The sequence below is a fragment of the Collinsella sp. AM16-21 genome (assembly GCF_003471905.1).
GTDB lineage: Bacteria > Actinomycetota > Coriobacteriia > Coriobacteriales > Coriobacteriaceae > Collinsella.
This window is the reverse complement of record NZ_QRKJ01000007.1, coordinates 60,594-87,492: the sequence shown is the minus strand read 5'-3', so window position 1 is coordinate 87,492 and position 26,899 is coordinate 60,594. Positions and strand designations below refer to the sequence as shown.

Genomic DNA, 26,899 nt, shown 5'->3' with positions numbered 1-26,899 from the left:
AACGACTAGGCCGCTTGCCTGCGATTTTTGACCGTTGGGCGGGCGCTTCGCCGTTGCCGCAAAAACGTTTTTGCATATCGGGTACAACGGGCTTTACGTGAGTAAAGTGCGCGCCGCGTCCACGTGTCGCGCTTTTAAAGGAGGCCCCATGCCTGGTGTTACCCCTGCAGAAGTTCTGTCCAACTTTGGTATTGCGCTGGTCGAAGATCCCGCCGAGAATCAGCCCCGTCTGCTGGTCGATCTACCCGCCGCGGAGCTCGTCGAGCACGCTATCCGCCGCGAAGAAGGCCGCATGGCATCCAACGGCGCGCTGGTGATCGAGACGGGGGAGCGCACTGGTCGTTCCCCCAATGACCGCTTTATCGTCGACACCCCCGATGTCTACGACAAGATTGCCTGGGGCGCCGTCAACCGCCCGCTGTCCGTCGAGAGCTATGAGGCCATCAAGGCCGGCATCGTCGACTATCTCAACGAGCGCGACGTGTTCGTTACCCGTGGCATGGCAGGCGCCGACCGCAACCACACGCGTCGACTGCTCGTTGCCTGCGAGCGTGCCAGCCAGGCACTCTTTATCAAGCAGATGCTCGCCCGCCCGCTCGCCCGCGAAATCGCGCGCACCGGCGAGCCCGACTTCTGCGTGCTCGCGGCGCCCGGTTTCCAGTGCGATCCTGCCATCAAGGGCCTCAACTCCAGCGCCGCCGTGGTCATCAATTTCCAGGAACGCGTGATTCTGGTCGCCGGCACCGGCTACTCCGGCGAGATTAAAAAGTCGATCTTTAGCGTCATGAATTACCTGCTGCCCGTCGAGGACGACGTGCTACCCATGCACTGCTCGGCCAGCATGGATCCCGTCACGCACGAGACCGCCGTGTTCTTTGGCCTTTCGGGCACGGGCAAGACCACGCTTTCGGCCAACCCCACGCGGCTGCTGATCGGCGACGACGAGCACGGTTGGTCCGACATGGGCATCTTCAACATCGAAGGTGGCTGCTACGCCAAATGCGAGGGCCTGGACGCGTTCCACGAGCCCGAGATCTTCAACGCTGTCCGCTTTGGCGCGATCTGCGAAAACGTGGTGCTCGACGAGAACCGCAAGCCCAACTACGACGACATCTCGATCACGCACAACACGCGCGTGGCATACCCTGTGGAGCACATTCCCAACGCGTGGACCAAGGGCATGGGCACCACTCCAAGCGTCGTGCTCTTCCTGACCTGCGATGCCTTTGGCGTGCTGCCGCCCATCTCGCGCCTGACGGCCGACGCCGCCATGTATCACTTTGTGACGGGCTTTACGGCCAAGATCCCCGGCACCGAGGTCGGCGTCACCGAGCCCACGCCCACGTTCTCTTCGCTGTTTGGCGAGCCGTTTATGCCGCTCGACCCCATGGTCTATGCCAAGATGCTCGGTGAGCGCATCGCCGACGGCCGCACGCGTGTGTACCTGGTCAACACCGGCTGGATCGGCGGCGGCTACGGCGTGGGTCATCGCATCGAGCTTGCCTACACGCGCGCCCTGGTGGCCCGCGCCCTCGACGGTACCATCGAGGACAGCGAGTTCGTGCACGACGACATCTTTAACGTCGACATTCCCACCACGTGCCACGGCGTACCCGACGGCATCCTGGTGCCGCGCCAGTATTGGCAGAGCACCGCTCGCTACGACGAGGCCGCGCACAACTTGGCCGTGATGTTCGAGGAGAACTTCGAGAAGAAGTACTCGCACCTGCCCGAATCCGTCAAGGCCGCCGGTCCGCACGCTCAGGTGCACGCCGACGCCCGTCATCGCGGCCACGGCCTGCTGGGACTTCGCCACTAGCGTCGCCTCAGACCCAAAACCATCATAAAGGGGACAGGCACCTTTGTGGTGGTTTTACTCGCGCGGATGACTCGGGTTATAATACGCCTAACATATCGCTCCCTTCTCCGGATGGGGGCAGCGTAAGCGCTCTTGTGGCGGCACCGTAGGACTTTGAAGGTGGCCGTCGTAAGGGCGCTTTTTGTTTAGGCACCCGGGCTCGGGCGCATGCTATGAAGGGAGAGCACATGAAGAGTTTCGTTGCCGAGGATTCGTTTTGGGAGCTATTTCCGCAGGCGGCTGTCGGTGTTGTGGTCGTAAAGGGCATGAAGCCCGCGGCTCAGATTCCTCAAGAGGACGTGGACGCGATTGCGGCGTTGCTCGACCGCGCCAATATCGACGCGGAGCGTCATCTGACCAGCGATACTATCAGCGAGAATGCGCCGGTTAAGGCATGGCGCGAGGCATATCGCCTATTCAAGACCAAGAAGGGCGCGCGTTGCTCAATTGAGAACCTGCTCAAACGCGTGCTCAAAGGCAAGCCGGTGGGCCACATTACGCCCGCGGTGGACATTTACAACACGGTGTCGCTGACCTACGCGTTACCCGTAGGCGGCGAGGATTTGCATGCGATCGAGGGAGACCTTCGCTTGAAGGTGACCGACGGCGGCGACGCGTTCCTGCCGCTTGGCGAGGAAGCGGATGACCCGACGCTGTCCGGCGAGCTGGCCTACGTCGATGATGCGGGCGCCGTGTGCCGCTGCTGGAACTGGCGCGACGGCGTTCGAACGGCCCTGTCCGACGATTCGGCGGACGCGTTCCTGGCGATTGAGTGCGTAGAGCCCGAGCGAATGGGGGACTGCCAGGCCGCCATCGATCGTCTTGCCGATTTGCTCGAGCGCTATCTGGGAGCGACGGTTGTCGTTAAGACGCTTGTGACTCGCGACAATCCCTGCGTGGAGCTGTAGCGGCGCCTGCGGATCATGTTCGCCGGTCAAAACCGCCACAAAGGTGCCTATCCCCTTTGTGGTGGTTTTTATGTTGATGGGTTAACAAATGGGGTATTTGGGTACGGGTGTCGGCTTATGCGACTAAGATGTTTACCCGTAAGCATTATGCAAGCGAAAGGCGGTCGTCTCCCATGCAGCAGAACGACGAGACACGTTTCGAGGACTTTGTTGGACTGATCAGCGGGCTCTACAAGGAGATTCAGCGTATCAAGACGTCCGAAGGCGCAAGGCTGGGCCTCAAGGGCTCCGACGTTATGTGCCTGTACTATCTTGAGCGCAGCAAGGACGGCCTGACTGGCGCCGACCTCGCCCGCATGGCCGGCGTTACCCGTGCCGCCGTTTCGCGCACACTGGCACATCTGGAGGAGGGCGGCTACGTCGAGGTTGACGACTCGGGTGATGCGGCCGTCAAGTATCGTGCTCCGGTGCGCCTGACTGCCCTGGGCGGCGAGAGCATGAGCGAGGCCGATCGCATCATTCGCGAGGTGCTCGATACCACCGGCAAGGCCATGGGCGTGGAGCAGCGCGAGCAGATGTATGCATCGCTGCGCACGATCCTCAACACCCTGCGCGAGATCTAGAGCCGCGCTGGCGCTAGCTTTCAGCCAAGAACTGCATCGTCCCGTTTGAGCGCGTACGCCGTGCCGGGACATTGCTGTCAAAATTCCCTGCGCGGGACCTGCGCAAGAAAGGATTCGCTATGTCCGTCCGCATTATTACCGATTCCGCAAGCGATATGTCGCCGGCCGAGCACCCGGCACTGGACGTTTTGCCGCTGTCCGTCACCTTTGGCACCGATGTGTATATGGATGGCGTCGACATCGATCACCAGCGCTTTTACGAGATGCTTGTGGAGCGCGACGAGCTGCCCAAGACCGGCCAGGTCAACCCGTACGCGTTTTCGCAGGCGATTGCCGAAGCACGTGAGGCCGGCGACGAGGCTGTGATTATTACCGTGGGCGCTAAGCTATCAGGCACCAATCAGAGTGCCCGTACCGCACTTGCCGAGGCGCCAGGTGGCGACGTGTTCGTGGTAGACAGCAACAACGTCACCCTGGGCGAGCGCGTCCTGGTCGAGTATGCGCTGCGCTTGGTGGACGAGGGCCGCAGTGCATCTCAGATCGCGGCGGCTGTCGAGGCCGTGCGCGACCGTGTGGTGGTTATCGGCCTGCTCGAGACGCTGGAGTACCTGGTGCGCGGCGGTCGTCTGTCTGCTGCGGCCGGCGCCGTGGGCACGCTGCTCAACGTGAAGCCCGTGGTGGCTGTCGAGGACGGTCTGATCGTGCAGCTGGGCAAGGCGCGCGGTTCCAAGAACGGCCGCAACCTGCTGAACCAAAAGGTCGAAAAGGCGGGCGGCATCGACTTTTCCATGCCGCTGGCGCTCGGCTATACGGGTCTTTCGGATGCGGTGCTCAAGAAGTATATCGAGGACAGCGCGGCACTGTGGGCTGGTCACACCGAGGGCGAACTGCCCGTTCACACCATCGGCGCCACCATCGGAACCCACGTTGGCCCCGGCGCCGTGGCAGTAGCCTTCTTCCAGCCCGCCAACTAACCGACCTGCCATAAACCATCACAAAGGTGCCTGTCCCCTTTGTGATGGTTTATGCTTTTCCGGGTGGAAGGGAGCGAGCAATGGCGTCTGAGGGCTTTTTTGATCGGGTGTACGGGGTGGTCGAGCAGATCCCCGAGGGGATGGTCGCCACGTATGGTCAGGTGGCACTGCTTGCCGGTCGTCCACGAAGTGCGCGGTACGTGGGGTATGCCCTTCATAGTAATCCGCGCCCTGGCCAAATTCCCTGTCATCGCGTGGTGTTTGCCGACGGCCGTATCTGTGAGGGCTTTGCCTTTGGCGGCCCCGATGCTCAGCGCGAGCTCTTAATGGGGGAGGGCGTGACGTTTGCCGATCCCATGCATGTTGATCTGGCCGCCTGTCGTTGGCCTGCTGGACTCTAACAGCTCTGCCGTGGTCAAAGCCACCACAAAGGTGCCTGTCCCCTTTGTGGTGGCTTTCCGTTGCAGGTTTACCTGGGCTAACTTATGGAGAAGGTGTGTTGGGGTAGTTTGACGCTAGAAAGTAAGCCACGGTGAACTATATTGGTTTCAGCAACGGAGCAGGCAATAGGCGATGAAAAAGCCTGCCCTGTTGAGTTTGATTCGCATCCCTCCCCTCTGTGCGATTCAACGGTGTACTTCGGGAACAGGCCCGCTGGCAGCTAACTGCCGGCGGGCCTGTTCCTGTTTGTCGGGAGAGTGTGATGGATGGAGCTGAAGCGGTCCGGCTCCAAAAAAGGCGGACGCCGTAGCGCCCGCCCTAAAGCAATCGAAAGCTCAAGCCAGCAAATCGGTCTAGTACACCATGCCCATGGCGTCCTGAACCTCGGCCAGGGTCTGCTCGGCGATCTCATTGGCGCGACGGTTGCCCTCATGCAGGACGTCCTTCACATAGTCCAGATCGTTCTCGTAGCGCTGGCGACGCTCGCGGATAGGTGCGAAGTACTTGTTGACGGCCTCGGTCACGTACTTCTTGAGCTGGCCGGAGCCGCCCATGCCAATCTCCTCGGCAATCTCGACTTCGGAACGGCCGGTGCAGATGGCGGCTGTTGAAAGCAGGCCAGACACGCCGGGGCGGTTCTCGGGATCGAACGTGATCATGCGCTCGGAGTCGGTCTGGCTCTTCTTGATGCGTTTGGCCGTTTCCTCGGCGGTCATCGAGATGTTGATGGCGTTGCCGTAGCTCTTGCTCATCTTGCGACCGTCCAGGCCCGGCAGCAGCGGGGTCTCGGACAGCAGCGCGTCGACCTCGGGGAACACCTTGCCGTAGCGGTTGTTAAAGCGGCGGGCGATGGTGCGGGTGAGCTCGATGTGCGGCAGCTGGTCGCGGCCGACGGGCACGACGTTGCCCTTGCAGAACAGGATGTCGCAGGCCTGATGCACCGGGTAGGTGAGCAGAAGGCCGGTGAGCTCGTGGCCCGAGGCCTCCATCTCGGCCTTGACGGTGGGGTTGCGCGCCAGCTCGGCCTCGGAGACCAGCGACAGGAACGGCAGCATGAGCTGGTTGGCGGCGGGCACGGCGGAGTGCGCGTAGATCATGGTCTTGTCGGGATCGATGCCGCAGGCAAGGTAGTCCATGACCATGTTGTACACGTTGTCCTGGATGTGCTCGGTCGTGTCGCGGTCAGTGATGACCTGGTAGTCGGCGATGAGCACGTTGGTCTTGGCGCCCATGTTCTGCAGCTCAACACGGCCCTTGAGGGTACCGAAGTAGTGGCCCAGGTGCAGACGGCCGGTGGGGCGGTCGCCGGTGAGCATGGTGAACTTCTCGGGCGTTTTGGTCAGGCCCTCGCGAATGGCGTTGCTCTTTTGCAGCGCGACTTCGTAGCTGTTCTCGTTTGGCATGATTGCTCCTAACGTATGTTCATGGGTCAAGATGATAACGCGTTTATTGGAGGGGCGGTGCGTAAGTAGGCGAGGGCGGGAGAGGGACGCGCGTGGTGCGGCTTGTGCGATGGGCGCGGCGCGGCCGCGCTTGGCCAACGGTGCCTTGGCACATCCTCGGCAGCTTGCCCTAGAGCTTGTGGTGGCGCTCTTCTTTGCGCTCCTCGGCTGCCTGCTCCTCCTGCTTAAAGGCGGGGTCGTCGGGGGTGACGAGCTCGTCCTCGTGCGTGCGCTTGTTGTAATGGTGGCGTAGCACGGGTTCAAACAGGTGCAGGTGCTTGGCGAAGGCCGCCGAGCCAATGGCGAGCACGGTAAAGATGAGCACACGCATGGGCACTTCGACCTGGTTAATCGCGGCGGCGCCGGCCGAAAGCATGATGCACCAGGCATAGATGAGCAGCACGGCCTGTTTTTGGTTGTAGCCTTCTTGGATTAGGCGGTGGTGGATGTGGCCCTTGTCGGCCTGCCCAATGCTAATGTGGGCGCGCCTGCGGCGCACGATGGCGCTAAACGTGTCGATGATGGGCACGCCGGCAACGATGAGCGGGATGATAAGCGAGGTGAGCGCGGCGGTGCGGCTCACGTTGAGCAGCGAGATGGAGCCCAGTGCAAAGCCCAGAAGCAGCGACCCCGAGTCGCCCAAGAAGATGCTTGCGGGGTTGAAGTTGTAGCGCAAAAAGGCCAGGCAGGCGCCAAAGAGCGCAATGGAGAGCGCGGCGGCGTCGATGCGGCCCGAGAGAACGGCCATCGAAAACATGGTGAACGAGGCGATGCCGCAGATGCCCGTGGCCAAGCCGTCGAGGCCGTCGATGAGGTTAATGATGTTGGTGAATGCCACCAGATAGATTACGGTGATGGGGTAGGCGAGCCACCCGAGCATGATTTCGCCGGGGGCAAACGGGTTGACGATGACGCCGATCCGCAGGCCGCCGATACAGGCGATGAGCGCGGCGAGGACCTGCCCGGCCAGCTTTTGCTTGGGCTTGAGTTGGAAGACGTCATCGATAGCGCCGGTCGCAAAGATGACGGTAAAGGAGAGCGCCAGCATGGGATAGCTAATGTGAAGGCGCGGGTGCGGCACCAGGACGGGTGGCCAGCCTAGGTGCCAGGTGCCTAGGATTTGCACAATGCAGGCAACGACCAGGCCCAAAAACACCGCCGTTCCGCCCAAACGCGGGATGGGCTTTGTGTTGATGCGGCGCTTAGAAGGATAGTCGACGGCATCGAGCTTAATTGCCAAGCGCTTGACCAGGGGCACCGCGAGGAAGGTCGTGATAAAGGCCGCCGCTGCCACGCATAGGTACGGTATGTAGCTCGGGGATGAAGCCATGAATCTAAAAACCGCCAAGCGTCGAAGGAAAAGGTCAGAAGAACGCCATGCGCAAAGGGCATAGCCGAACCATAATACTCGACCAAGGGGGGTGCATGTAATTGCACGCAGCGATAATCACGCGCTTACCAGATATTGGGATGTTGTCGATGGCTTGTCGGGATGCCGACGGGGATCCATATGGACCGTGATGGTGATTTTCGGCAAAAGAAAACCACCCCCCACGTTACGAAAATGAACCCACCTAAAACAGGTGGGTGCCCTCATCGACTGTTCCAGCGTCCTTAACAACGAAGGATACCTGTACTAGGTACGACTGTGTGGGCTCCCTAAATAAACGCGACGGTTCACCCAGTTGCTCCGCGGGGGGCGGAATACCTACATCATAAAGCGGCACTTTATCGATTCCAGTCTTGACATTACAAAAATCGTGTCGGACGATTACGGCGCCTTGGGGCTCGAGCCGTCTACGCGGCCTGGCCCTTTACGTTTGAGCTGCTGAATCGTTGTTTTGGAGCATGTTTTTATGCCGACGTCGTTGACCGAACTTTTTTCGCCCGCCTGCCATTTGTGTCCCCGCCGTTGCGGTGCGGCGCGCGATGAGGGCGTGCGCGGCGTATGCGGTGCTAACGACACGCTCAGGGTGGCCCGCGCGGCGCTTCATATGTGGGAGGAGCCGCCTATCTCGGGCGAGGCCGGTTCGGGCACGATCTTCTTTAGCGGCTGCTCGCTTAAATGTATCTACTGCCAGAACCACGAGATCTCGACCGGCAATTTTGGCCTTGAGATTTCGCCTGAGCGTCTGGTCGAGATTATGCTGGAACTGCAGGACCAGGGAGCCAACAACATCAACCTGGTGACTGCGACGCATTATGCTCACCTGCTGCCGGCCGCGATTGCCGCAGCGAGGGAGCGCGGGCTGGACATCCCGATCGTTTACAACACGAGCGGCTATGAGCGGGCGAGTGCCGTAGCTGCCCTGGGTGACCTGGTCGATGTGTGGCTCACCGACTTTAAATATGCCGATGCCGGGCTTGCGCAGTCGCTTTCTCATATTAAGGATTACCCGCGCGTGGCCGTGTCGGGCCTGGCACAGATGGCGTGCGAGATCGAGCGCCGCGGGGGAGAGCTGGTGGACGAGGACGGGCTCATGAAGCGCGGTATCATCGTGCGCCACCTGGTGCTGCCGGGGCATGCGGACGATTCGTGCCGCGTGCTGGACCTGGTGTGGCAGACGGTGGGCGACGTGCCGATTTCGGTTATGAACCAGTACACGCCCAATGCACTCATGCGCGAGCAGGGCGGCGAGTTGGCCCGTGCCGTAACGCGCGAGGAGTACGAGCAGGTGCTCGACCATGCCGACGACCTGGGCTTTACGACGATGTTTTGGCAAGAGGGCGGCGCGGTAGACGAGAGCTTTACCCCGGCGTTTGACACCACCGGTGTTCTTACCAGCGCAAAGTAGCTCTGCTGAGTAGTCTTTTTGGGACGGGGCTTTTTTAGCCCCAGCAGAGAGCGCACACGTTTTGGCCGATTAACGGCAGGGGCAGCTAAAAAGCCCCGTCCCAAAAAGACTACTCTCGGCAGGGGTCGAGCCGGCATCTGAAAGTAGCTAAAATAGCCCCGCCCCAAAAAGACTGGTTATTGGGCGTTGACAGTTGGCGAGCCGTAGGTAAAATATCGACTTGTCCTGGGGACGTAGCTCAGTTGGGAGAGCGCTGCCGTCGCATGGCAGAGGCCGAGGGTTCGACTCCCTTCGTCTCCACCCTTGGATTTGATAAGCCGCTGACATTGTGTCGGCGGCTTTTTTTAAAAGAAAGGGCTGTACCATGGCCGAGCTTGAGTCCCAACCATTGTCCGACGAGGAGCGCGCTGAGTTGGAAGAGCTCCGCGCTGAGAAGGCACGCCGCGAGGCTCGGGAAGAGGCCCGTCGCGAGCGTGAGGAGCTGGCTGCCCTGCGTGCCGAGCGTGCGAAGGCCGAGGAGGTCGCCGCGAACGCCGCACCCGCACCGGCGCCCGCGCCCAAGCCCGCTGCCGCGAAGCCTGCACCTGCCGCGCCCAAACCTCAGCCTAAAAAGGCCGCTCGTTCCAAGTCCGTCGAGCCCAAGCCGAGCCGTGACGAGATGACCTTTGCCCAGCGCATGGTTACCTCCAAGGAGCCTACGGGCGAGAACGAGATCCCTGGCATGGCGCCGGCTCAAAAAATCATCATTGTCCTTGCCCTCATCGCGTTTGTCATCTTTATGGGCTACACGATCCTGACCAGCATGGGCCTGCTCTAACCGATTTACATCGGGCGTCATGTCCGAACACTCTGCCCTTGTCCAACCCTCAACCTCTGCACAACGCATCCGAAAGGTCGCCCCATGGCTTTGACCGATATCTCTCATCCCACCGACATCGCAATGCTTACCGATCTGTACGAGCTCACTATGGCCCAGGGCCTGTGGGAGAGCGGCAAGGCCAATGAGCAGGGTTGTTTTACCGCGTTTTACCGCGACCATCCCTTTGGTAGCGCCTATGCCGTCATGTGCGGTACCGCCGAGCTGCCCGAGCTGGTCGAGAACCTGCGCTTTACGCCCGAGGACATCGACTACCTCGCCTCGCTCCAGGCCCCGGCCGGCGGCGCGATGTTCAAGCCTGAATTCCTCGACTACCTGCGCGATTTTCGTGCGCATGTAAACATCGACGCCGTCCCCGAGGGCGAGCTCGTCTTTCCGCGTGAGCCCATGGTGCGCGTTACCGGCCCCGCGCTGGAGTGCCAGCTGCTCGAGACGGCGCTGCTCAACATCGTCGGCTTCCAGACGCTTGTCGCCACCAAGACGGCGCGCGTGGTGCTGGCGGCGGACGGCCGTCCCGTGGCCGAGTTTGGCCTGCGCCGCGCCCAGGGTCCCGATGGCGGCCTGGCCGTCGCGCGCGCGAGCTACGTTGCCGGCTGTTCCTCTACGTCCAATGTGCTCGCCGGCCGCCGCTACGGTATTCCCGTCTTTGGCACGCATGCGCACAGCTGGGTGATGAGCTTCGATTCCGAGCTCGAGGCCTTCCGTGCCTTTGCCAAGTCGAGCCCCAAGAACTGTACGCTGCTCATCGACACCTACGATGTGCGCGAGGGCTGCGAGCATGCCATTACGGTTGCCAAGGAGATGGAGGCGGTGGGCGAGCGCCTGTCGGCTATTCGCATCGACTCGGGCGACCTCGCCAAGCTCTCCAAATATGTGCGTGGCCGTTTTGATGCCGAGGGCCTGCCCTATGTAGGGATCTCGGTTTCCAACGATCTGGACGAGTACACGATTCAGTCGCTGCTCGATCAGGGTGCGCCCATCGATAGCTTTGGTGTGGGTACCAAGCTCGCGACCTGCTACGACCAGCCGGCGCTTGGCGGTGTGTATAAGCTTTCCGCCCGCCGTGCGAGCGAGACGGATCCGTGGACGCCGGTGGTTAAGCTCTCCGAGCAGCCCTACAAGCGCACGATCCCGGGTGTGCAGCGCGTGCGCCGTTATTACGACGGCTTTGGCGGCCCGATCTGCGACATGATCTATGACGAGGATCATCTGTCTGGGGAGGGCGCCGCGCGCGGTAATACCCTCGTGGCCGTGAACGATGCTGCGCTGGTGACCGATGTGTCCGAGCTCGAGTATCGCGAGCTGCTGGCGCCGATCGTGCGCGATGGCAGCGCCGTTGCCCCGCGCGAGAGCATTGAGGACGCACGCGAGCGTTGCACCTGGGCACTGGACCATCTGGATCCGGTCTACAAGCGCTTCCTGTACCCGCAGACTTATGTGGTGGGCATGGAGCAGGGCTTGGCACAGGTGCGCGACGAGCTTGTGCGCAAGAACATGGCCGCGGCTTCTGCCTTTCCCTGGGCTCACTAATTCCTTGGGCGGTAGGGGCGAGTCACGCTTCCTTGGCCGCCAGCTCGGCCGTTCGCTGAACAGTTGATTGGTTTGACGTATGACGACTTCTTATAAAACGATGGTGGTAAAGATCGGTTCGTCCACGGTGGTGGGCGCCGACGGCAAGGTCAACCGCGCCTTTATCGGCGGGCTTGCCGACCAGGCCGCAGCGCTGCGCGAGCTTGGCTGGCGCCTGATCGTGGTGAGCTCGGGCGCCATTGCCTGCGGCTATCCCGTGCTGGGCTTCGACCGTAAGCCGGTCGGCGACCTGCCGAGCCTGCAGGCCTGCGCCTCGGCCGGTCAGTGCATCATCTCGTCGGCCTACGACGAGGAGTTCCATGCGCGCGACCTGCTCACCTCGCTCGTGTTGCTCACGCGTCACGACACGGCGCGCCGCACGTCCTACCTGCACGCGCGCGACGCCCTGCTTCGCCTGGTGGAGCTCGGCGTGGTGCCGGTCGTCAACGAGAACGATACCGTCACCGTCGATGAGATCAAGTTTGGCGACAACGACACGCTGGCGGCGCTTGTGAGCTGCCTGGTTTCTGCCGATCTGTGCGTGACGCTCTCGGACATCGATGGCCTCTACACCGCCAATCCGCATGAGGATCCGACGGCCGAGTTTATCCCGGTCGTGCATAAGATCGATGCCAAGATTATCGCCTCGGCGGGCGATTCTTCCACATCGGTGGGTACGGGCGGCATGATCACCAAGATTCGCGCGAGCCGCATTCTCATGACGGCGGGCATTCAAAGCGTGATTTGCTCGGGCGAGGAGCCCGATGCGCTCGTGCGTCTGGCCCGCGGCGAGAGCGTGGGTACGCTGTTCGATCCGCCGGCGGAGCGCCTGGACATTGCGCCGCGCAAGTTGTGGATTGCACTGGGCGACAAGGCGCACGGCTCGGTGACGGTCGATGACGGCGCCGCGAAGGCGCTGGTCAGCCGCGGATCGTCGCTGCTCGCGGTGGGTATTCGCGAGGTCGATGGCCAGTTTGCCGAGGGCGATGTGCTCGACGTGTGCGACCCGAGCGGCATGGTTGTCGCCCGTGGTATCGCCGAGGCCGATTCGGACGTGCTGGAGCTTGCCGCCGGCCGCCGCCAGGACCAGATTGCCAGCAACCGCCTGCTCGCAGACCTGGCCGAGAAGCCCGCGATCCATAGGGACAACTTGATAGTGTTTGCATAAAGAGAGGCAGCGCTGCGGCTCGTTTTGCCAGCAGTGCTGCCTCTCCTTTTCCGGCACTTGGGGACGTTCCTTATGTGCCGGCACTTTGGGACACTCCTTTGCTAGAAGATCTGGCGCAGGTCTCCGCGGTTGAGGGCTTCGTCGAAGAGGTGCTTGAACACCACGCTGCCGTGCAAGCCGTCGTGCTCGAACTCGTTGGTCACCCAGGCATGCGAGTTGCCCACGCGGCTGAGCGTATCGAGCTGCATGCCCGAGTCCACGTACATGTCATCGAAGTACACCGCGGCCTGCAGGGGCACCTCGTTGCACGCCAGGCGCTGCGGGTCATAGATCTTGTCCCAGCTGGTGTCTTCCATAAGCAGATCCATCGCCGGCTTGAAGGGCTTAAGTTCGGGCATCTGCTCAAACATCCACGGGAACATGGCCTCGCCGGTAAACATGAGCGGTCGCGTGAGCGTGTCGAACTCGGCACGATGGGCCTTCTCTTCTGCCGCGGCCCAGCGAATGGGCATGGTGTCGCCGTCGGCGTAGATGAACTCCTGAAGCGTCCAGTACAGCGGATTCGTGCGCGTGTTGGTGCGCTCGAAGGCGCGCATCAAAAAGCTGTCAGATACCGAGGCGCCGCAGGCCAGCGTGCCGTCGCCGTCAACAAAAGCATGATCGATAATCCAATGCATGCGCTCAAAGCTCGGCTTCATGCCAAAGTCGCTGCCCATGAGCTGCAGGCGTTCGACCGTCATCGGCGAGCCGTCGGGTAGCAAGGGCTTTTGCTCCTCGAGGGCATCTGCCAGGGCCGCCACGCGCTCGACGTCGGCGGGGTAGCGGTTGTAATACTGCTGCGTCTTGGCAGCCATGCGCGGGAAGGTGTGCGCGTAGACCTCGCTTGCGCTCGCCGGTACGTGGGGGATGCCGCCGCAGGTAAAGCTTGCCGCCACGCCCTCGGGGAAGAGCGACAGGTAGCTCAGCGTCAAAAAGCCGCCGTAGCTCTGCCCGAGCGTGACCCAGGGCCTGCCGCCAAAGCCCACCAGGCGCAGGTACTCAAAATCGCGCACGATGGAGCTGGCGAGGTGGCGCTTGAGGAAGTCCGCCTGCGAGCGGGCAGCATCGGAGCCGGCCGCCTCGGCGCGCTCGCCCAGTGCGGCAATCGTGCGCCCGTCTACACAGCTGCTGCGCCCGGTACCGCGCTGGTCGGGCAGCACGACGCGGAAATGCTTGACGGCCTCTTCGATCCAGCCATCGCTTGTGGGCGACAGCGGACGCGGGCTCTCGCCACCGGGGCCACCCTGCAAAAAGAGAAGGAGCGGCAGGTCGTCGTTGATGCGGTCGGGTGCGCAAACCACGCGGTAGAAGAGCTTGATGCTCTCGGGCGCACCGGCGATGGGTGTCGGTATAGCGCCGCGGCGCATGGTGCTGCCGACGGCCAGGAGCATCGGCTCCAGGCCGCGCCAGTCGAGGGGGACGTCGATGCTGTGGTCCTCGACATACAGGCCGGGGACGTGGTACGAAGTGATGAGGGCCATGTGAGTCTTCCGTTCGTTGCGGTGTTTCGGGTTGACCAATTCTACCGCCGCGGGCGAGGCCATGCGCAAATCGGCTACCATGGTTGCAAACTTCTAGGAGAAAGGGCCGCCCATGTCGGTCGATATAGCCACGTATGTCCACGATCTTGCCGTTGCCGCCAAGGCAGCGTCGGCCTCGCTTGCCACGGCGAGCGATGAACAGCGCCAGGAGGCCGTGCGCGCCATGGCCGCGGCGCTGCGCGACGGCGTCGACTCCATCGTCGCCGCCAACGAGCTCGATATGTCCGCTGCGCGCGATGCGGGTACCTCGGCCGGACTGCTCGATCGTCTGCTGCTGACGCCCGAGCGCGTCGAGGGCATGGCCGCCGGCCTGGAAAAGCTCGCCGAGCTGCCCGATCCCGTGGGCCGCGTGCTCGACCACCGCGTGCTTGCAAGCGGCGTGGACCTGACCCGTGTGAGTGTGCCGCTGGGCCTGGTCGCCATGGTTTACGAGGCGCGTCCCAACGTGACGGCCGACGCCGCGGGCATCTGCATCCGTACCGGCAACGCCTGCATTCTGCGCGGCGGCTCGCTGGCCTATCACTCGTGTGCCATGATTTCTGAGCTGCTGGCCGATGCGCTCGAGGCCAAGGGCTTCCCGCGCGAGGCCGTGTCGATGATCGAGTCCACCGACCGCGAGGCCACTGGCGAGCTCATGAAGCTCCGCGGTGTTGTCGACGTACTCATTCCGCGCGGCGGTGCAGGCCTGATCCAGCGCTGCGTGCGCGAGTCGCTCGTTCCGGTGATCGAGACGGGCACGGGTAACTGCCACATCTACGTGCATGAATCCGCCGACTTCGATAAAGCGCTCAATATTATCGTCAACGCTAAGACGCAGCGCGTGGGCGTGTGCAATGCCGCCGAGTCGCTGCTGGTCGACCGTGCCGTGGCCGATGCGTTTTTGCCTGCGGTCGTGGCCGTGCTGCATGACCACGGCGTGCTCATTCACGGCGACGAGGCCACGTGCGCCGCATGCGCCGACACCGGGCTTGCCGAGGGCGATGACTACGTTGCCGCGACTGAGGAGGACTGGGGTCGCGAGTATCTGGCGCTCGAGATGAGCGTGAAGGTCGTGGCGAACGAGGACGAGGCCATCGCGCACATCAACCGCTACGGCACGATGCACTCCGAGGCCATCGTTGCAGAGGACACGGATGCTTGCGAGCGCTTCCTGGACGAGGTCGATGCCTCGGCCGTGTATGCCAACGCCAGCACGCGCTTTACCGACGGCGGCGAGTTTGGCCTGGGCGCCGAGATTGGCATCTCGACCCAAAAGCTCCACGCCCGCGGCCCCTTTGCCGCCGAGGCCCTCACCACCTACAAATACAAGCTCCGCGGCACCGGCCAGGTCCGCCCCTAAACCTGTTGCAAACGAAAAACCACCACAAAGGCGCCTGTCTCCTTTGTGGTGGTTTTAGGTGGCGTGGGCGGTTAGGCCTGGAAGGTATCGCGATCGGGCGCGAAGGATTGCATGGCCGCGATGGTACGGTCGAAGAGCTCGGGAAGCTCCCAGCCCAGCATCTCGGCGCCCTGCGAAATCACGTCGCGTGAGCAGCCGGCGGCAAAGCGCTTATCCTTGAACTTTTTCTTGAGCGACTTGGTCGTAAAGTCCATGACGCTTTTGCTCGGACGCATGATCACGGCAGCACCGATTAGACCGGTGAGTTCGTCGCAGGCAAACAGGATCTTCTCCATCTGCAGCTCGGGCTTGGGTAGCGAAGAGTTGAAGTCGGACGTATGCGTCTGAATTGCGCGGATGAGCTCGGGCGATGCGCCCTCGTCCTCGAGGATCTCGGCCGCATAGATGGTGTGGTTCATGGGGTCATCCTCATGCTCCTCCCAATCCAGGTCGTGCAGCAGGCCGACGATGCCCCAAAACTCCTCGTTCTCGGGGTCGAACTCGCGCGCAAAGTAGCGCATGGTGCCCTCGACCGTCTCGCCATGGGTGATGTGGAACGGGTCCTTGTTGTGCTCGTTGAGCAGTTCGAACGCGCGGTCGCGGGTGATTCCGGCGGTAAGCGGCTCTGCCATAAGAGACTCCTTGTGCTCGTGGGTATCGCTAAGAATGAATACTACTGGAACAAGAAAACCACCACAAAGGTGCCTGTCCCCTTTGTGGTGGTTTTTGGCGCGGATGGGTTAGTTGAGGGCGGCTTGGGCTAGGCGAGCTTCGGCGTCCTCCTCGGTGACGCCCAAGGCCACGGCGAACTCCTCGATGGAACGACGCTTGGCCTCCTTGAGTACGCGCATGTAGTAGGAGCTGGGCTTTTTATCAGCTTCCTCGGCCTGGCGAATGCGGTGCATCATGGTTTTTGCCACACGGACTGTCTCGGGTGCACCTAGCTTAAGCTGCTGCTTAAAGTGCGTTTCCTCAAGCGAGCTGTTGCGCTCGGTAAAGGTGTCGCATTCCAGCTCGTCGTAGTGGCTCAGCAGGTGCTCGGCATCCTGTTGAGAGATGGCGGCATGTAGACGGTCGGCCTGCGCCACGGGGTACATGAGAATCGTCTGCGCATGCCCCTGCTTGGTCTCGAGCAGCAGCATGGGCTGCGGCGTGTCGTCCCTAAAACCGACGACGGTGCAGACTCCCTGACCCGGATGAATGACGTGTTGACCGATTGAGAACATGCTACCTCCAACTTATACGAATTTGCGTATGTCTAGAATACCACGCTGACGTGCGGAAACCCTTACTTTATGCAGGAAAAGCACACAATTCTGATAGGTAAGAGTATTCGATAACAGACGCAGCTCATTCACACCTTTATGCATTTTCAACGCCTGCATAATCTGCAGGCAGACCGGCATCTTTGAGTGACTCCATGCAAGCTGTAGTCATTTTTGTGCATATGCAATATCTATTAGCTTTACCCTGCGACAGTGCCCGTCGCTTGTGATAGAGTGCTACAAACTCTGGCTTTTGCCCTACGAGTGACCAAGAGCTCGGGGGCTTTAACACAAGGAGGATCTATGCCCGAGAAGATTGAAGAGCTGGTACGCGCTGCGCTTGCTGCGGCCCAGGAGGCCGGCGACCTTTCCGCATTTGAACTTGACGATTGCGCTATCGAGCGACCGGCTGACACTTCTCATGGCGAGTGGACCTCTACCATGGCCCTGAAGTCCGCCAAGCTGGCCCACTGCGCCCCGCGCAAGATCGCCGAGGCCATCGTTGCCCATATGCCCGAGGACCCCGCGATCGAGAAGGTCGAGATCGCAGGCCCCGGCTTCATCAACTTCTACCTCTCCGTTGCCGTCAAGAATGCCATCTTTGGCGAGGCTCGCGAGAAGGGCATGGACTTCGCTAAGTCTAACGTCGGTGGTGGCCTGAAGACCCAGGTCGAGTTCGTTTCCGCCAACCCCGTCGGCCCCATGCACATCGGCCACGGCCGCTGGGCCGCGCTGGGCGATTCGCTCTGCCGCGTTATGGACCACGCCGGCTATGAGATCCAGCGTGAGTTCTACATCAATGACCACGGCTCTCAGATGAACACCTTCGGCAACTCCATCAGCACGCGCTATATGCAGCTTGCCGACATCATCGCCAAGCAGGGCGTTGATATCGACGAGGCTCACAAGCTGCTGATCGCCGATCGCGACGCCTTCGTTGCCGACGAGAACGACGAGCATCCCGAGACCCATCCGTATCAGGACAACTTTGCCGAGACCCTGGGCAAGGACTCCTACGGCGGCGACTACATCATCGATGAGGCTGCCGAGTTCTGGCGCACCGACGGTGACAAGTGGGTCGACGCCGATCCGCAGGAGCGCATGGAGAGCTTCCGTGAGCGCGGCTACGTGAAGATGGTCGACAACATGCGCGACCTCTGCCACGCCGTCAACTGCGACTTTGACCGTTGGTACTCCGAGCGCTCGCTGTATGTGAAGGACACCGAGGGCGAGACCGCCGGCACCTCCGCCGTCGACCGCGCTTTTGAGAAGCTCGACAAGATGGGCTACCTCTACACCAAGGACGGCGCCCTGTGGTTCCGCTCCACCGATCTGGGCGACGACAAGGACCGCGTCCTGATCAAGTCCGACGGCGAGTACACCTACTTCGCCTCCGACGTCGCCTATCACTGGGATAAGTTCCAGCGCGTCGATCACGTCATCGACATCTGGGGCGCCGACCACCACGGTTACATCGAGCGCGTCCGCTGCGTCTGCGACGCTCTGGGTTACCCCGGCAAGTTTGAGGTTCTGCTGGGTCAGCTCGTCAACCTGCTGCGTAACGGCAAGCCCGTCCGTATGTCCAAGCGCAAGGGCACCATGGTGACCCTGCAGGAGCTCGTCGACGAGGTCGGCTCCGATGCCGCTCGCTACACGCTCATCTCCAAGAGCTCCAACCAGATGGTCGACTTCGACATCGAGGCCGTTAAGAAGCGCGACAACTCCAACCCGGTCTATTACGTGCAGTATGCTCACGCCCGCGTGTGCTCCATCCTGCGCCGTGCCGCCGACGTTACCGCCGAGCAGGCCGACGAGATGGGCATGAAGGCCGTTGCCGCCAAGGCCATCGGTGAGAACGTCGATTACTCGCTGCTGACCGACCCGACCGAGCTCGCCCTTTCGCGCAAGCTCAACGAGCTCACCGACCTGATCGCCAGCTGTGCTCGCGATCGCGCTCCGTTCCGTCTGACCCACTTTGCCGAGGAGCTCGCCGGCGACTTCCACAGCTTCTACGCTGCCTGCCAGGTTCTGCCGAGCGAGGGCCGTCCCGTCGACCCCGAGCTTTCGCGCGCCCGTCTGGCAGCTTGCGACGCTGTCCGCGTGACGCTCGCCCTGGTGCTTACCCTCGTTGGCGTTTCCGCGCCCGAGCAGATGTAATCTGCGGGTCATTTGACCGTGTAGGTTTGGTTTAACTGAGCCCTATAAGCCCGATCTCCTACGGAGGTCGGGCTTTTTTCGCAAACGCCGACGTATTGATGAATTTGGAGCTGCTAGAAATACGAAACTATGCCGGTTTACTACGATGAATTGAGGAATTCTAACCACGCCGGCTTTTTGCTAAAAAGTGCAAGGCATCTACCTGCGGTTTTAGTTCAACAAGTTTCGGAGTGGTCGCGGTTGAGCGATTCATCGTAGTAAACCGCCATAGTTTTGGCGGAGGCAGTCAGATTTGTGGGTGGCAAACAAAGAGTGTCCCTTTTGACTAGTCGTTTAAGAACGTCCCCAATGACTAAGTTGCAGGTGGCGGCGGTTGTGTTACACTAACGCTGCGTAGTTGACGCAATCATCTCGATACAGATCAATGATGTCCGTCGTTTTGAACGGAACTAGACTGTTTAGCCGCCCTGAAGGTTTATGCAGGGAGCATGTGATCACAGGGCTTGAAAAGAAAGTTGAGCAAACACTGTGTCTGATCAACAGCAAGAAAACGAAATAACGACGACGCAGGCCGCTCCCGCTGCACCGGTTGCGTCGGACCAGGTCGCGGCGCCCGCGCAAGCCTCGGCTCCTGAGACGCCTAAGGCTGCTTCGACGCCTATGCCTGTAGCGGCTGAGAAGGCCGTGCCTGCAACTGGTGAGGAGGCTGCTCCGGCAAAGCCCAAGCGCACGCGCCGCACGGCCAAGCCTGCCGCTGACGGCGAGGAGGTCACCAAGCCAAAGCGCCGTACCACGCGCACGACGCGCGCCAAGCTCACCGTTGCAGCTGACTCCTCGGCGCCGATTTCCGATGAGGTCGCGCAGGCACGTGCGTTGGCGCAGATTAGCGAGGCTCAGGTGGTGCGCGCCCGCCGTCGTGCTGCCGAGCGCGAGGCCGCGGCTCTGACCGAGCTTGCAGCTCCGTCTGTGCTCGAGACGCCTGCCGCCACCGAGACTCCTGTCGCCGACCAGCCGACCGAGAAGCCGGTACCGCGCACACGCCGTCGCACGGCTGCTAAGGCCGAGCAGGTTGCTGAACAGGTAACCCCCGAGCTCACTGAGGCTTCGGTCCGTTCCGCGGCAGGGGAGGGCACATCGCCTGTTGAGCCCGCTGCGCCTGTCGAGGCCAGCGAAGTTCCCGTTGTCGATCCGGCTTTGCGCCCGCACCGTCGCGGTCGCAAGCCCAAGGCCTTTGTCGAGGCCGAGAAGGCCGCAGCCGCAGCCGCCGCCGCTCGGGATGCTGCGGCGACCGCCAAGTCCTCAACTGCTGCCGATGAACCCGTCCAGGATGCTACGACTTCCGAGGCCGTTTCTGCCGATGCCGAGCCCGCCGACGTCCGTCCCGGTCGCAGGCGTCGCACTGCTGCTAAGCGCACGTCCAAGGCTAAGGCTGCCAAGAAGGGCGCGTCCGAGGATTCCACCGAGACGACCGCCGATGTATCGACTGATGCCGCCGAGCCCCAGGACGTCGAACAGCCTGCATCCGAGAAGCCCAAGCGCGGTCGCAAGAAGTCCGTTAAGGCCAAGGCCGCCGAGCAGCATGCTGATGTCGAAGCGCAGGTTGATTCTGGCGCCGAGGCCAATGACGCCGCTGCGGCCAATGTTGACACCACCGCAACCGATGGTGCCGCCCCCGCCGAGAGCGAAGACGGCGCTCGCCCCAACCGTCGCCAGCACAAGCGCAACGAGGAGCGCAACGAGCGCAAGGACGAGCGCAACAACGACCGTCGCAACCGCCAGCGCGATCGCAAGCAACGCAACAAGGAGCGTAATGCCGCTCCCACCGAGCCTACGCTTTCGCGCGAGGAGCTCGCTGCCATGAAGGTTGCCGAACTTCGCGAGAAGGCCAAGGAGTTCGAGATCGAGACGACCGGCAAGAAGAAGGCCGAGCTCGTCGAGGAAATCTACGTCACCGCTGCGAAGGCCGAGGGCTTCCGCGACATCAAGGGCATTCTGCAGATTCGCCCGGACAGCTCCGGCATCATCCACGCCCATGGCTACATGAAGTCCAACGACGACGCCTTCGTGCCCGCCTACCTCATCCGCTCCGCGCGCCTGCGCACGGGCGACGTCATCGAGGGCTCGCTGCGTCCTTCGCGCGGCGGCGACAAGCGCGCCGGCCTCGCCAAAATCACGACCGTCAACGGTCTGGACCCCGAGCAGATTCGCAACCGTCCCAAGTTCGGCGACCTCACCCCGGTCTATCCCAACGAGCCGCTGCGCATGGAGCACGGCAAGGACTCTATTACCGGTCGCGCCATCGACATCGTGTCACCGATCGGCAAGGGCCAGCGCGGCCTGATCGTGTCCCCGCCCAAGGCCGGCAAGACCACGATCCTCAAGAAGATCTGCCAGTCTATCTCGATTAACAACCCCGAGGTGCACCTCATCTGCCTGCTCGTCGACGAGCGCCCCGAAGAGGTCACCGATATGCAGCGTTCCATCAGGGGTGAGGTTGTGGCGTCGACCTTCGATATGCCTGCCGACAACCACACCCGCGTGGCAGAGCTCGTCATCGAGCGCGCCAAGCGCATCGTAGAGCTGGGTGGCGACGTCGTGGTGGTGCTCGACTCCATCACGCGCCTCGCCCGCGCCTACAACTTGGCGGCGCCTGCCTCGGGCCGCATCCTTTCGGGCGGCGTCGATTCGGCGGCACTGTATCCGCCCAAGCGCTTCCTGGGTGCAGCCCGCAATATCGAGAACGGCGGCTCGCTCACCATCCTGGCCTCTGCCCTCATCGACACCGGTTCCAAGATGGACGAGGTCATTTTCGAGGAGTTCAAGGGCACCGGCAACATGGAGCTTAAGCTCGACCGCGACCTGGCCGACCGCCGCATCTTCCCGGCTATCGACCCCGTTGCCTCCGGTACGCGTAACGAGGACCTCTTGGTCGACGAGCAGATGCGTCCGTTTGTCTTTGGTCTGCGTCGCATTCTTGCCGGCATGAACAATACCGAGCGTGCGGCGGCGTCGTTTATCAAGGGTCTGAAGGGCACCAACACCAACCAGGAGTTCCTGGTGCGTTCGGCCAAAAAACACAGCGACTACGAGCAGACGTTCTAGGTTGTCATCCACGCGCTGCGATAGTCATCAATGCGATAAAGGGTCGGGGCTTTGAGCCTCGGCCCCTTTCCATTGCGCCGCTCCGCGCTTATTTTTGACCGTAAGACCGACGAGCAGCAGGTTTCCCGTTTCAATCCGACATCGTCGCTTGCAATCGGCAGGGTGGTTTCGCATAATAGCTTTTAAGCTTCGCGACGGAAAACGCAGATGAAACGAACCATATACCGTTGCTTTGGGGCATAGCCCCGCTTCATCTTCTCTCGCGCAGCCAACTGAATGATGCGATTTGGGTGCTGGAAGATGGGGAGAGCTCATGGCTTCTTCTGATGCAACACAACGAGCAGTCCTTGCCGGACTTTCGTGCGGGATCGGCCTTGCCGCTCCCGTGGTTATGTATGCCGCGACGCTGCCGTTTTCGTCGGTGAACGAGACGGTCGTGGCGGGTGCGGTTCCCTTCGCCGTGGGCGCGGTGGCGGGCGTGGGTATCTATGCCGCCTCGCTGGGTATCTCCGAGTATCGTGCGCAGCGTGAAGAGCGTCTGTTCCAGCCCGATGCCATGGGCGGTGCCGCCAATCTCAATCAGCATCAAAGCGAGTTCAAGACCGCCTCGATTCCAGCTCAGCAGCAGGATGCGACTCCATACGCTGCGGCTTCTGCTTTTCAGGCTCAGTCGGAGCAGTCTACCTCGGCATTCCTTTCCGGCCTGACTGGTGCGTTCCAACGCCGTCATGCCGACGATGGTGTCCCTACCATCGCTCGAGCCGCAGATGCTATGGACGAGGCCGAGGCTTGGTCCATGATCGACAGCATGCTCGACGACGATTCGCCGGTTAGCTGCGACCCTGCGCGCTCGCGCGACGTCTATCAAGTCGCCATCGACGAGCTCACCAACGGCGGGCAGACCGGCTCCTTCAATCGCGATGACATCGCCGCTGCGGCACGCGCCGTGTCGGGCTCCCAGGCCGCCCCTGCGGGCAGCACGGCGGCTTTCGTGGCACTCGTTGCCAACGCGGCAGCCAATAACGCCTGCAGCGCTACCTCGGCGGACGCGAACGCTTCTGCCGACAATTCGTACGTTGATGAAGCCATGGCCGCGGACGAGGAGGCCGTTGCCGCCCGCCGCGCCGCCGAAAGCTCGCTTTGGGGCGCTCCTGCCCGGCAGCAGGCGGCCGAGGCTGCGCCGTACAACGCAAACCTCGCCAGCATGCCTATCATCTCCGGTGTCGCGGACATCGATCTCGATGACCTCGATGAGCCTGCAGCCATCACCGCATCGATTGATGCCCAAGATCGCATCGACACCGGCGACCTTCCGGACGCCTCGCTCGAGGTTGATGTCCCCATGGCCGATTACTCGGGCCACGAGGGTATGTGGGCCGCCGCCACCGCGATTCTGGATGAGATTGACGAGCCTGCTCCTGTTTCAGCCCCCGCTCCCGTCGCTGCCCCTCAGCCTGCTGCCCCCGCCTATGTCGGCCGTCACAGCGCTGTGTTCCCCGAGGATACTGCCCGTATCTCGCGTGAGAGCATCGAGCGGGCCGAGGCTATTGCCGCCGGCATTATGGAAAATCGTCGTCACGAGCGCGTCAATCAGATCCTCGAGGAAGAGATCGAGCGTCTTCAGTCCTCTACCGCCAAGCGTACGGGCCGTGCTTATCTGAGCGTTATCGAGGGCGGTACCGCCAGCTTCGCGCCGCTCCGCGCGGAGGCATAACTTCTGCATGGTTAAGATCAATCGAAAATGGGCGGTCGTAACCTGCCTGATGGCGCTCTTGATCTGGGGCAATTCGCTGGTTCCCGGCTCGGGGTCGGGCTCACTGAGCCTAACGGTCATGGAAGCTATCCGCGGTTTCCTGCACGGCGTGGGACTTCCATATGAATGGGTGACCAACTTTGTTGTTCGCAAGTGCGCGCATTTTTCCGAGTATATGGTGCTCGGCATCCTGGCAACGCACGCCTTTGATTTTGAGGGCCGGCGCACCTTTGACGTGCTGCTGCCCACGGCGGTGTTCCTGCTGCTGATTCCTTCGATTGACGAGACGATTCAGCTCTTTGTGCCGGGACGCGCCGGCATGATCACCGATGTGATGATCGACTGCTGTGGAGCGGCAACGGGCGTTGTGCTCCGATATCTCTTACGGTCGCTGATGTGCGCCAAAAAGGCCGCCTAGGACGTATTGTTTGGTCCTAGGCGGCCTTTTTTATTTGAGGGCTTATATGAGGCGTGGTGGCGTCGTTTCGTAGGTCGGATTTGCCGGGCGCGCCACGCCCTGTGGGTTCATCTGCTACTGAAGCGCCTGTGCGCCCAGGGCCAGGCAGCCCATAACGCCCTGCTTGCCCTCGAGGCTGTTGTTGACGATGTAGTTATTGATGTCGTTGACCTCGGTCGTGACGATATAGCCGTTGAGCATCTCGGCACACTTTTTGCGTGCGAGCGGCACGATGGGAGTGTGGTCGGCCACGCCGCCGCCGATGATGATCTTTTGCGGCGCGTAGCACAGCGTGTAGGTCATGAGTGCCTGTGCCAGATAGCCGGCGAGCAGGTCCATGGCTTCCGGGTCATCAGCCATGTCTCCGGCGCTCTTGCCATCCCAGCGCTTTCTAACGCCGGGGCCGGCGATGAGGCCTTCGAGGCAGTTGTCATGGAAGGGGCAGGCGCTGTGCTCGCCAATGGTGTCGCGCGGGTCGCGCGTGACCAGGATGTGGCCAGCCTCGGGATGCATCATGCCGTGCACGAGCTTACCGCCCGAGAGCACGCCAGCGCCCACGCCGGTACCGATGGTCAGATACACCACGTCAGTGAGGCCCTGGGCGCAACCAAAGGTGACCTCGCCCAGGCAGGCGACGTTGACGTCGGTGTCGTAGCCGCAGGGAATATTGAGCTCGTTTTGGATGGTGCCCAGCAGGTCGAAGTAGCGCCATGCCGTTTTGGGCGTCTCCAGGATCTTGCCGTATTGGGGCGAGGCAGGGTTGACTGCGGTGGGGCCAAAGGCGCCGATGCCCAGCGCGGCGATGCCCTTGTCGGCAAGTCATGCGTTGACGGCCTCGACGGTCTCCTGCGGAGTCGTGGTCGCGATCTGCTCACGCTCCAGGACCGTGCCGTCCGCATAGCCCGTGGCGCAGACCATCTTGGTGCCGCCGGCCTCGAGCGCTCCGATAAGCTGCTGCTCTGCCATAGTATTCCTCTCTCCGGGATGAGTTGCTCCGTGACTAAAATATAGCGCTCTAAACCATTTAAGAAAGCGCTATAAAAAGAAGCCTCGCAACGCGGCGGGCGATGCGGGGCTTCTTTGGTTACTTTAGTTGCCGGGCCGTCCTTACCCGCGCGGGTTGATTTTATCACGTAGCGACTTGAGGTTCTCAAGCGCAGCGTTGAGCGTCTCGTCTCGCTTGGCAAAGTGGAAACGAATCAGATGGTTGACGGGCTCGCGGAAGAAGCTCGAGCCCGGAACGGCGCCCACGCCCACCTTGGAGGCCAAATCCTCGCAGAAGTCGAGGTCGCTGTCATAGCCAAACTCCGAGATATCCATCATCACGTAGTAGGCGCCCTGCGGCACGTTGTGCGTAAGGCCGATGCTGTCGAGTCCCTGACAGAACAGGTCGCGCTTGGCGGTGTAGAGGTCGAGGACCTCCTGGTAATAGCTGTCGTCGAAGTTGAGGGCGGTGACGACGGCTTCTTGCAGGGGAGCGGCGGCGCCTACGGTGAGGAAGTCGTGGACCTTTTTGATGCGCTCGGTGATTTCGGCGGGAGCGATGGTGTAGCCTAGGCGCCAGCCGGTGATGGAGTAGGTCTTGGACAGCGAGCTGCAGCTGATGGTTCGATCGAACATGCCGGGCAGCGTGGCCATATAGACGTGCTCGTGGGGCGCGTAGACGATGTGCTCGTATACCTCGTCGGTAATGCAGTAGGCGTCGTACTGTTTGCAGAGGTCGGCGATAAAGGTGAGCTCCTCGCGCGTAAAGACCTTGCCGCAGGGGTTGGAAGGGTTGCACAGGACGATGGCCTTGGGATCGTTGTCGCGGAAGGCCGCCTCGAGTGTCTCGCGGTCAAAGTCGAACGCAGGTGGGTTGAGCGGCACGTAGATAGGCTCCGCACCCGAAAGGATCGTGTCGGCGCCGTAGTTCTCGTAGAATGGCGAGAAGATGACGACCTTGTCGCCGGGGTTCGTGACCGTCATCATGGCGGCCATCATGGCCTCGGTGGAGCCGCAGGTGACCACGATGTTCTCGTTGGGGTTGATCGGCATGCCCATAAAGTGCTCCTGCTTGGCGGCAAGCGCCTCGCGCATGGCCTGGGAGCCCCAGGTGATGGAGTACTGGTGGTAAAGCGGCTTGGGGTCGGTGGCAATGGTGCTGAGGCTATCGAGCAGCTGCGCCGGGGGATCGAAATCGGGGAAGCCCTGCGACAGGTTGACGGCACCATACTTGTTGGAGATGCGCGTCATGCGGCGGATGACCGAATCGGTAAACGCCGCCGTGCGGTTGGAGAGTTCTTTCATGCCTATCCTTTCGAGCATTGGGTGGAGCAAGTTTACTCCTATGGAACCGGTGGGATTTGCTCGAAACGGGCTCGAAAAACTCTTTTCAAAATTCTTGAAAATTGGGGCTTGCATCGCGTGGCGTTCCTTGCAATAATAGTCGAGCGCGAAGCGCACAGGACACGGTGGGTGTAGCTCAGTTGGCTAGAGCGACGGGTTGTGGTCCCGTAGGTCGAGGGTTCGAGTCCCTTTACCCACCCCAGTTCTTGCTTCGTGTCGATATC

The 26,899-nt window shown here is 61.8% G+C and carries 20 protein-coding genes, 2 tRNA genes and 1 pseudogene; 16 read left to right on the top strand and 7 right to left on the bottom strand.

What is annotated here, in order from left to right; all coding sequences use genetic code 11:
- The first annotated feature begins 148 nt into the window (after positions 1-148).
- The 5 genes from pckA to DW180_RS05370 all read left to right on the top strand — a co-directional run bounded on the left by pckA (position 149) and on the right by DW180_RS05370 (position 4,764).
- Positions 149-1,819, top strand: a complete 1,671-nt coding sequence (gene pckA / locus DW180_RS05390; protein ID WP_199569890.1) for a phosphoenolpyruvate carboxykinase (ATP) — start codon at positions 149-151, stop codon at positions 1,817-1,819.
- 227 nt (positions 1,820-2,046) lie between these two features.
- Positions 2,047-2,766, top strand: a complete 720-nt coding sequence (locus DW180_RS05385) for a B3/4 domain-containing protein (protein ID WP_117758343.1) — start codon at positions 2,047-2,049, stop codon at positions 2,764-2,766.
- A 173-nt stretch (positions 2,767-2,939) separates the two neighbouring features.
- A complete protein-coding gene (locus DW180_RS05380; RefSeq protein WP_022093866.1) occupies positions 2,940-3,389 on the top strand; it encodes a MarR family winged helix-turn-helix transcriptional regulator in 450 nt (149 codons plus the stop codon).
- Positions 3,390-3,508: 119 nt separating this feature from the next.
- Positions 3,509-4,363, top strand: coding sequence for a DegV family protein (locus DW180_RS05375; RefSeq protein ID WP_117758342.1), 855 nt, complete (start codon positions 3,509-3,511; stop codon positions 4,361-4,363).
- Positions 4,364-4,443: 80 nt separating this feature from the next.
- The gene (locus DW180_RS05370) at positions 4,444-4,764 is read left to right on the top strand and encodes an MGMT family protein (protein ID WP_117716818.1); all 321 of its coding nucleotides are present in this window, start codon (positions 4,444-4,446) and stop codon (positions 4,762-4,764) included.
- 393 nt (positions 4,765-5,157) lie between these two features.
- Here DW180_RS05370 and trpS read toward each other — a convergent pair whose 3' ends face one another.
- Positions 5,158-6,207 (bottom strand): tryptophan--tRNA ligase, encoded by a 1,050-nt coding sequence (trpS, locus tag DW180_RS05365; protein ID WP_117758341.1) that lies wholly within the window; start codon positions 6,205-6,207, stop codon positions 5,158-5,160.
- A 169-nt stretch (positions 6,208-6,376) separates the two neighbouring features.
- The gene (locus DW180_RS05360) at positions 6,377-7,576 is read right to left on the bottom strand and encodes an MraY family glycosyltransferase (protein WP_117716820.1); all 1,200 of its coding nucleotides are present in this window, start codon (positions 7,574-7,576) and stop codon (positions 6,377-6,379) included.
- A 526-nt stretch (positions 7,577-8,102) separates the two neighbouring features.
- Here DW180_RS05360 and DW180_RS05355 point away from each other — a divergent pair.
- The 5 genes from DW180_RS05355 (at position 8,103) to proB (ending at position 12,655) form a co-directional block, all read left to right on the top strand.
- On the top strand, positions 8,103-9,041 hold the full coding sequence (locus DW180_RS05355; RefSeq protein ID WP_117716821.1) for a radical SAM protein: 939 nt from the start codon (positions 8,103-8,105) through the stop codon (positions 9,039-9,041).
- A gap of 227 nt (positions 9,042-9,268) precedes the next feature.
- Positions 9,269-9,341, top strand: a tRNA-Ala gene (locus tag DW180_RS05350).
- A 64-nt stretch (positions 9,342-9,405) separates the two neighbouring features.
- Complete coding sequence (locus DW180_RS05345; protein ID WP_117716822.1) at positions 9,406-9,858, top strand: hypothetical protein; 453 nt, start codon at positions 9,406-9,408, stop codon at positions 9,856-9,858.
- An 84-nt stretch (positions 9,859-9,942) separates the two neighbouring features.
- Positions 9,943-11,448, top strand: a complete 1,506-nt coding sequence (locus DW180_RS05340; protein WP_117655692.1) for a nicotinate phosphoribosyltransferase — start codon at positions 9,943-9,945, stop codon at positions 11,446-11,448.
- Positions 11,449-11,527: 79 nt separating this feature from the next.
- Positions 11,528-12,655 carry a glutamate 5-kinase gene (gene proB, locus DW180_RS05335; RefSeq protein ID WP_089572036.1) on the top strand — a complete coding sequence of 376 codons (1,128 nt, stop codon included), beginning with the start codon at positions 11,528-11,530 and terminating at the stop codon, positions 12,653-12,655.
- Between the two features lie 101 nt (positions 12,656-12,756).
- On the opposite strand, the gene DW180_RS05330 is transcribed toward proB, so the two are convergent.
- Complete coding sequence (locus DW180_RS05330) at positions 12,757-14,175, bottom strand: alpha/beta fold hydrolase (protein ID WP_118237781.1); 1,419 nt, start codon at positions 14,173-14,175, stop codon at positions 12,757-12,759.
- Between the two features lie 112 nt (positions 14,176-14,287).
- On the opposite strand from DW180_RS05330, the gene DW180_RS05325 reads away from it, so the two are divergent.
- Positions 14,288-15,574 (top strand): glutamate-5-semialdehyde dehydrogenase, encoded by a 1,287-nt coding sequence (locus tag DW180_RS05325; protein WP_117655690.1) that lies wholly within the window; start codon positions 14,288-14,290, stop codon positions 15,572-15,574.
- 71 nt (positions 15,575-15,645) lie between these two features.
- On the opposite strand, the gene DW180_RS05320 is transcribed toward DW180_RS05325, so the two are convergent.
- Positions 15,646-16,245: an HD domain-containing protein gene (locus tag DW180_RS05320; protein ID WP_117758339.1), complete on the bottom strand. Its 600-nt coding sequence runs from the start codon at positions 16,243-16,245 to the stop codon at positions 15,646-15,648.
- Between the two features lie 108 nt (positions 16,246-16,353).
- Positions 16,354-16,839, bottom strand: coding sequence for a CarD family transcriptional regulator (locus DW180_RS05315; protein WP_022094807.1), 486 nt, complete (start codon positions 16,837-16,839; stop codon positions 16,354-16,356).
- Between the two features lie 342 nt (positions 16,840-17,181).
- Between DW180_RS05315 and argS the strand changes: the two genes are divergently transcribed.
- The 4 genes from argS (at position 17,182) to DW180_RS05295 (ending at position 24,308) form a co-directional block, all read left to right on the top strand.
- Positions 17,182-19,035 carry an arginine--tRNA ligase gene (gene argS / locus DW180_RS05310; RefSeq protein WP_117800437.1) on the top strand — a complete coding sequence of 618 codons (1,854 nt, stop codon included), beginning with the start codon at positions 17,182-17,184 and terminating at the stop codon, positions 19,033-19,035.
- A 528-nt stretch (positions 19,036-19,563) separates the two neighbouring features.
- On the top strand, positions 19,564-22,137 hold the full coding sequence (gene rho, locus DW180_RS05305; protein WP_369831522.1) for a transcription termination factor Rho: 2,574 nt from the start codon (positions 19,564-19,566) through the stop codon (positions 22,135-22,137).
- 313 nt (positions 22,138-22,450) lie between these two features.
- Entirely contained in the window at positions 22,451-23,851 is a 1,401-nt protein-coding gene (locus DW180_RS05300) for a hypothetical protein (RefSeq protein WP_117758337.1), read from the top strand.
- Positions 23,852-23,858: 7 nt separating this feature from the next.
- Positions 23,859-24,308 carry a VanZ family protein gene (locus tag DW180_RS05295; protein WP_117758336.1) on the top strand — a complete coding sequence of 150 codons (450 nt, stop codon included), beginning with the start codon at positions 23,859-23,861 and terminating at the stop codon, positions 24,306-24,308.
- 114 nt (positions 24,309-24,422) lie between these two features.
- On the opposite strand, the pseudogene DW180_RS05290 reads toward DW180_RS05295, so the two are convergent.
- Positions 24,423-25,313 (bottom strand): annotated as a pseudogene (locus tag DW180_RS05290) (ROK family protein).
- A 141-nt stretch (positions 25,314-25,454) separates the two neighbouring features.
- Positions 25,455-26,636 (bottom strand): pyridoxal phosphate-dependent aminotransferase, encoded by a 1,182-nt coding sequence (locus tag DW180_RS05285; protein WP_118237779.1) that lies wholly within the window; start codon positions 26,634-26,636, stop codon positions 25,455-25,457.
- A 164-nt stretch (positions 26,637-26,800) separates the two neighbouring features.
- Here DW180_RS05285 and DW180_RS05280 point away from each other — a divergent pair.
- Positions 26,801-26,877 (top strand) — tRNA-His (locus DW180_RS05280).
- The last annotated feature ends 22 nt before the right edge of the window (positions 26,878-26,899 follow it).

What these genes read in the sequence shown, in the direction of transcription:
- argS (WP_117800437.1), top strand. Translation starts at nt 17,182, where the DNA reads ATGCCCGAGAAGATTGAAGAGCTGGTACGCGCTGCGCTTGCTGCGGCC.
- DW180_RS05315 (WP_022094807.1), bottom strand. Translation starts at nt 16,839, where the DNA reads ATGTTCTCAATCGGTCAACACGTCATTCATCCGGGTCAGGGAGTCTGC.
- DW180_RS05340 (WP_117655692.1), top strand. Translation starts at nt 9,943, where the DNA reads ATGGCTTTGACCGATATCTCTCATCCCACCGACATCGCAATGCTTACC.
- DW180_RS05370 (WP_117716818.1), top strand. Translation starts at nt 4,444, where the DNA reads ATGGCGTCTGAGGGCTTTTTTGATCGGGTGTACGGGGTGGTCGAGCAG.
- DW180_RS05380 (WP_022093866.1), top strand. Translation starts at nt 2,940, where the DNA reads ATGCAGCAGAACGACGAGACACGTTTCGAGGACTTTGTTGGACTGATC.
- DW180_RS05320 (WP_117758339.1), bottom strand. Translation starts at nt 16,245, where the DNA reads ATGGCAGAGCCGCTTACCGCCGGAATCACCCGCGACCGCGCGTTCGAA.
- trpS (WP_117758341.1), bottom strand. Translation starts at nt 6,207, where the DNA reads ATGCCAAACGAGAACAGCTACGAAGTCGCGCTGCAAAAGAGCAACGCC.
- DW180_RS05325 (WP_117655690.1), top strand. Translation starts at nt 14,288, where the DNA reads ATGTCGGTCGATATAGCCACGTATGTCCACGATCTTGCCGTTGCCGCC.
- DW180_RS05300 (WP_117758337.1), top strand. Translation starts at nt 22,451, where the DNA reads ATGGCTTCTTCTGATGCAACACAACGAGCAGTCCTTGCCGGACTTTCG.
- DW180_RS05360 (WP_117716820.1), bottom strand. Translation starts at nt 7,576, where the DNA reads ATGGCTTCATCCCCGAGCTACATACCGTACCTATGCGTGGCAGCGGCG.
- DW180_RS05285 (WP_118237779.1), bottom strand. Translation starts at nt 26,636, where the DNA reads ATGAAAGAACTCTCCAACCGCACGGCGGCGTTTACCGATTCGGTCATC.
- DW180_RS05385 (WP_117758343.1), top strand. Translation starts at nt 2,047, where the DNA reads ATGAAGAGTTTCGTTGCCGAGGATTCGTTTTGGGAGCTATTTCCGCAG.
- pckA (WP_199569890.1), top strand. Translation starts at nt 149, where the DNA reads ATGCCTGGTGTTACCCCTGCAGAAGTTCTGTCCAACTTTGGTATTGCG.
- proB (WP_089572036.1), top strand. Translation starts at nt 11,528, where the DNA reads ATGACGACTTCTTATAAAACGATGGTGGTAAAGATCGGTTCGTCCACG.
- DW180_RS05330 (WP_118237781.1), bottom strand. Translation starts at nt 14,175, where the DNA reads ATGGCCCTCATCACTTCGTACCACGTCCCCGGCCTGTATGTCGAGGAC.
- DW180_RS05345 (WP_117716822.1), top strand. Translation starts at nt 9,406, where the DNA reads ATGGCCGAGCTTGAGTCCCAACCATTGTCCGACGAGGAGCGCGCTGAG.
- DW180_RS05355 (WP_117716821.1), top strand. Translation starts at nt 8,103, where the DNA reads ATGCCGACGTCGTTGACCGAACTTTTTTCGCCCGCCTGCCATTTGTGT.
- DW180_RS05295 (WP_117758336.1), top strand. Translation starts at nt 23,859, where the DNA reads ATGGTTAAGATCAATCGAAAATGGGCGGTCGTAACCTGCCTGATGGCG.
- DW180_RS05375 (WP_117758342.1), top strand. Translation starts at nt 3,509, where the DNA reads ATGTCCGTCCGCATTATTACCGATTCCGCAAGCGATATGTCGCCGGCC.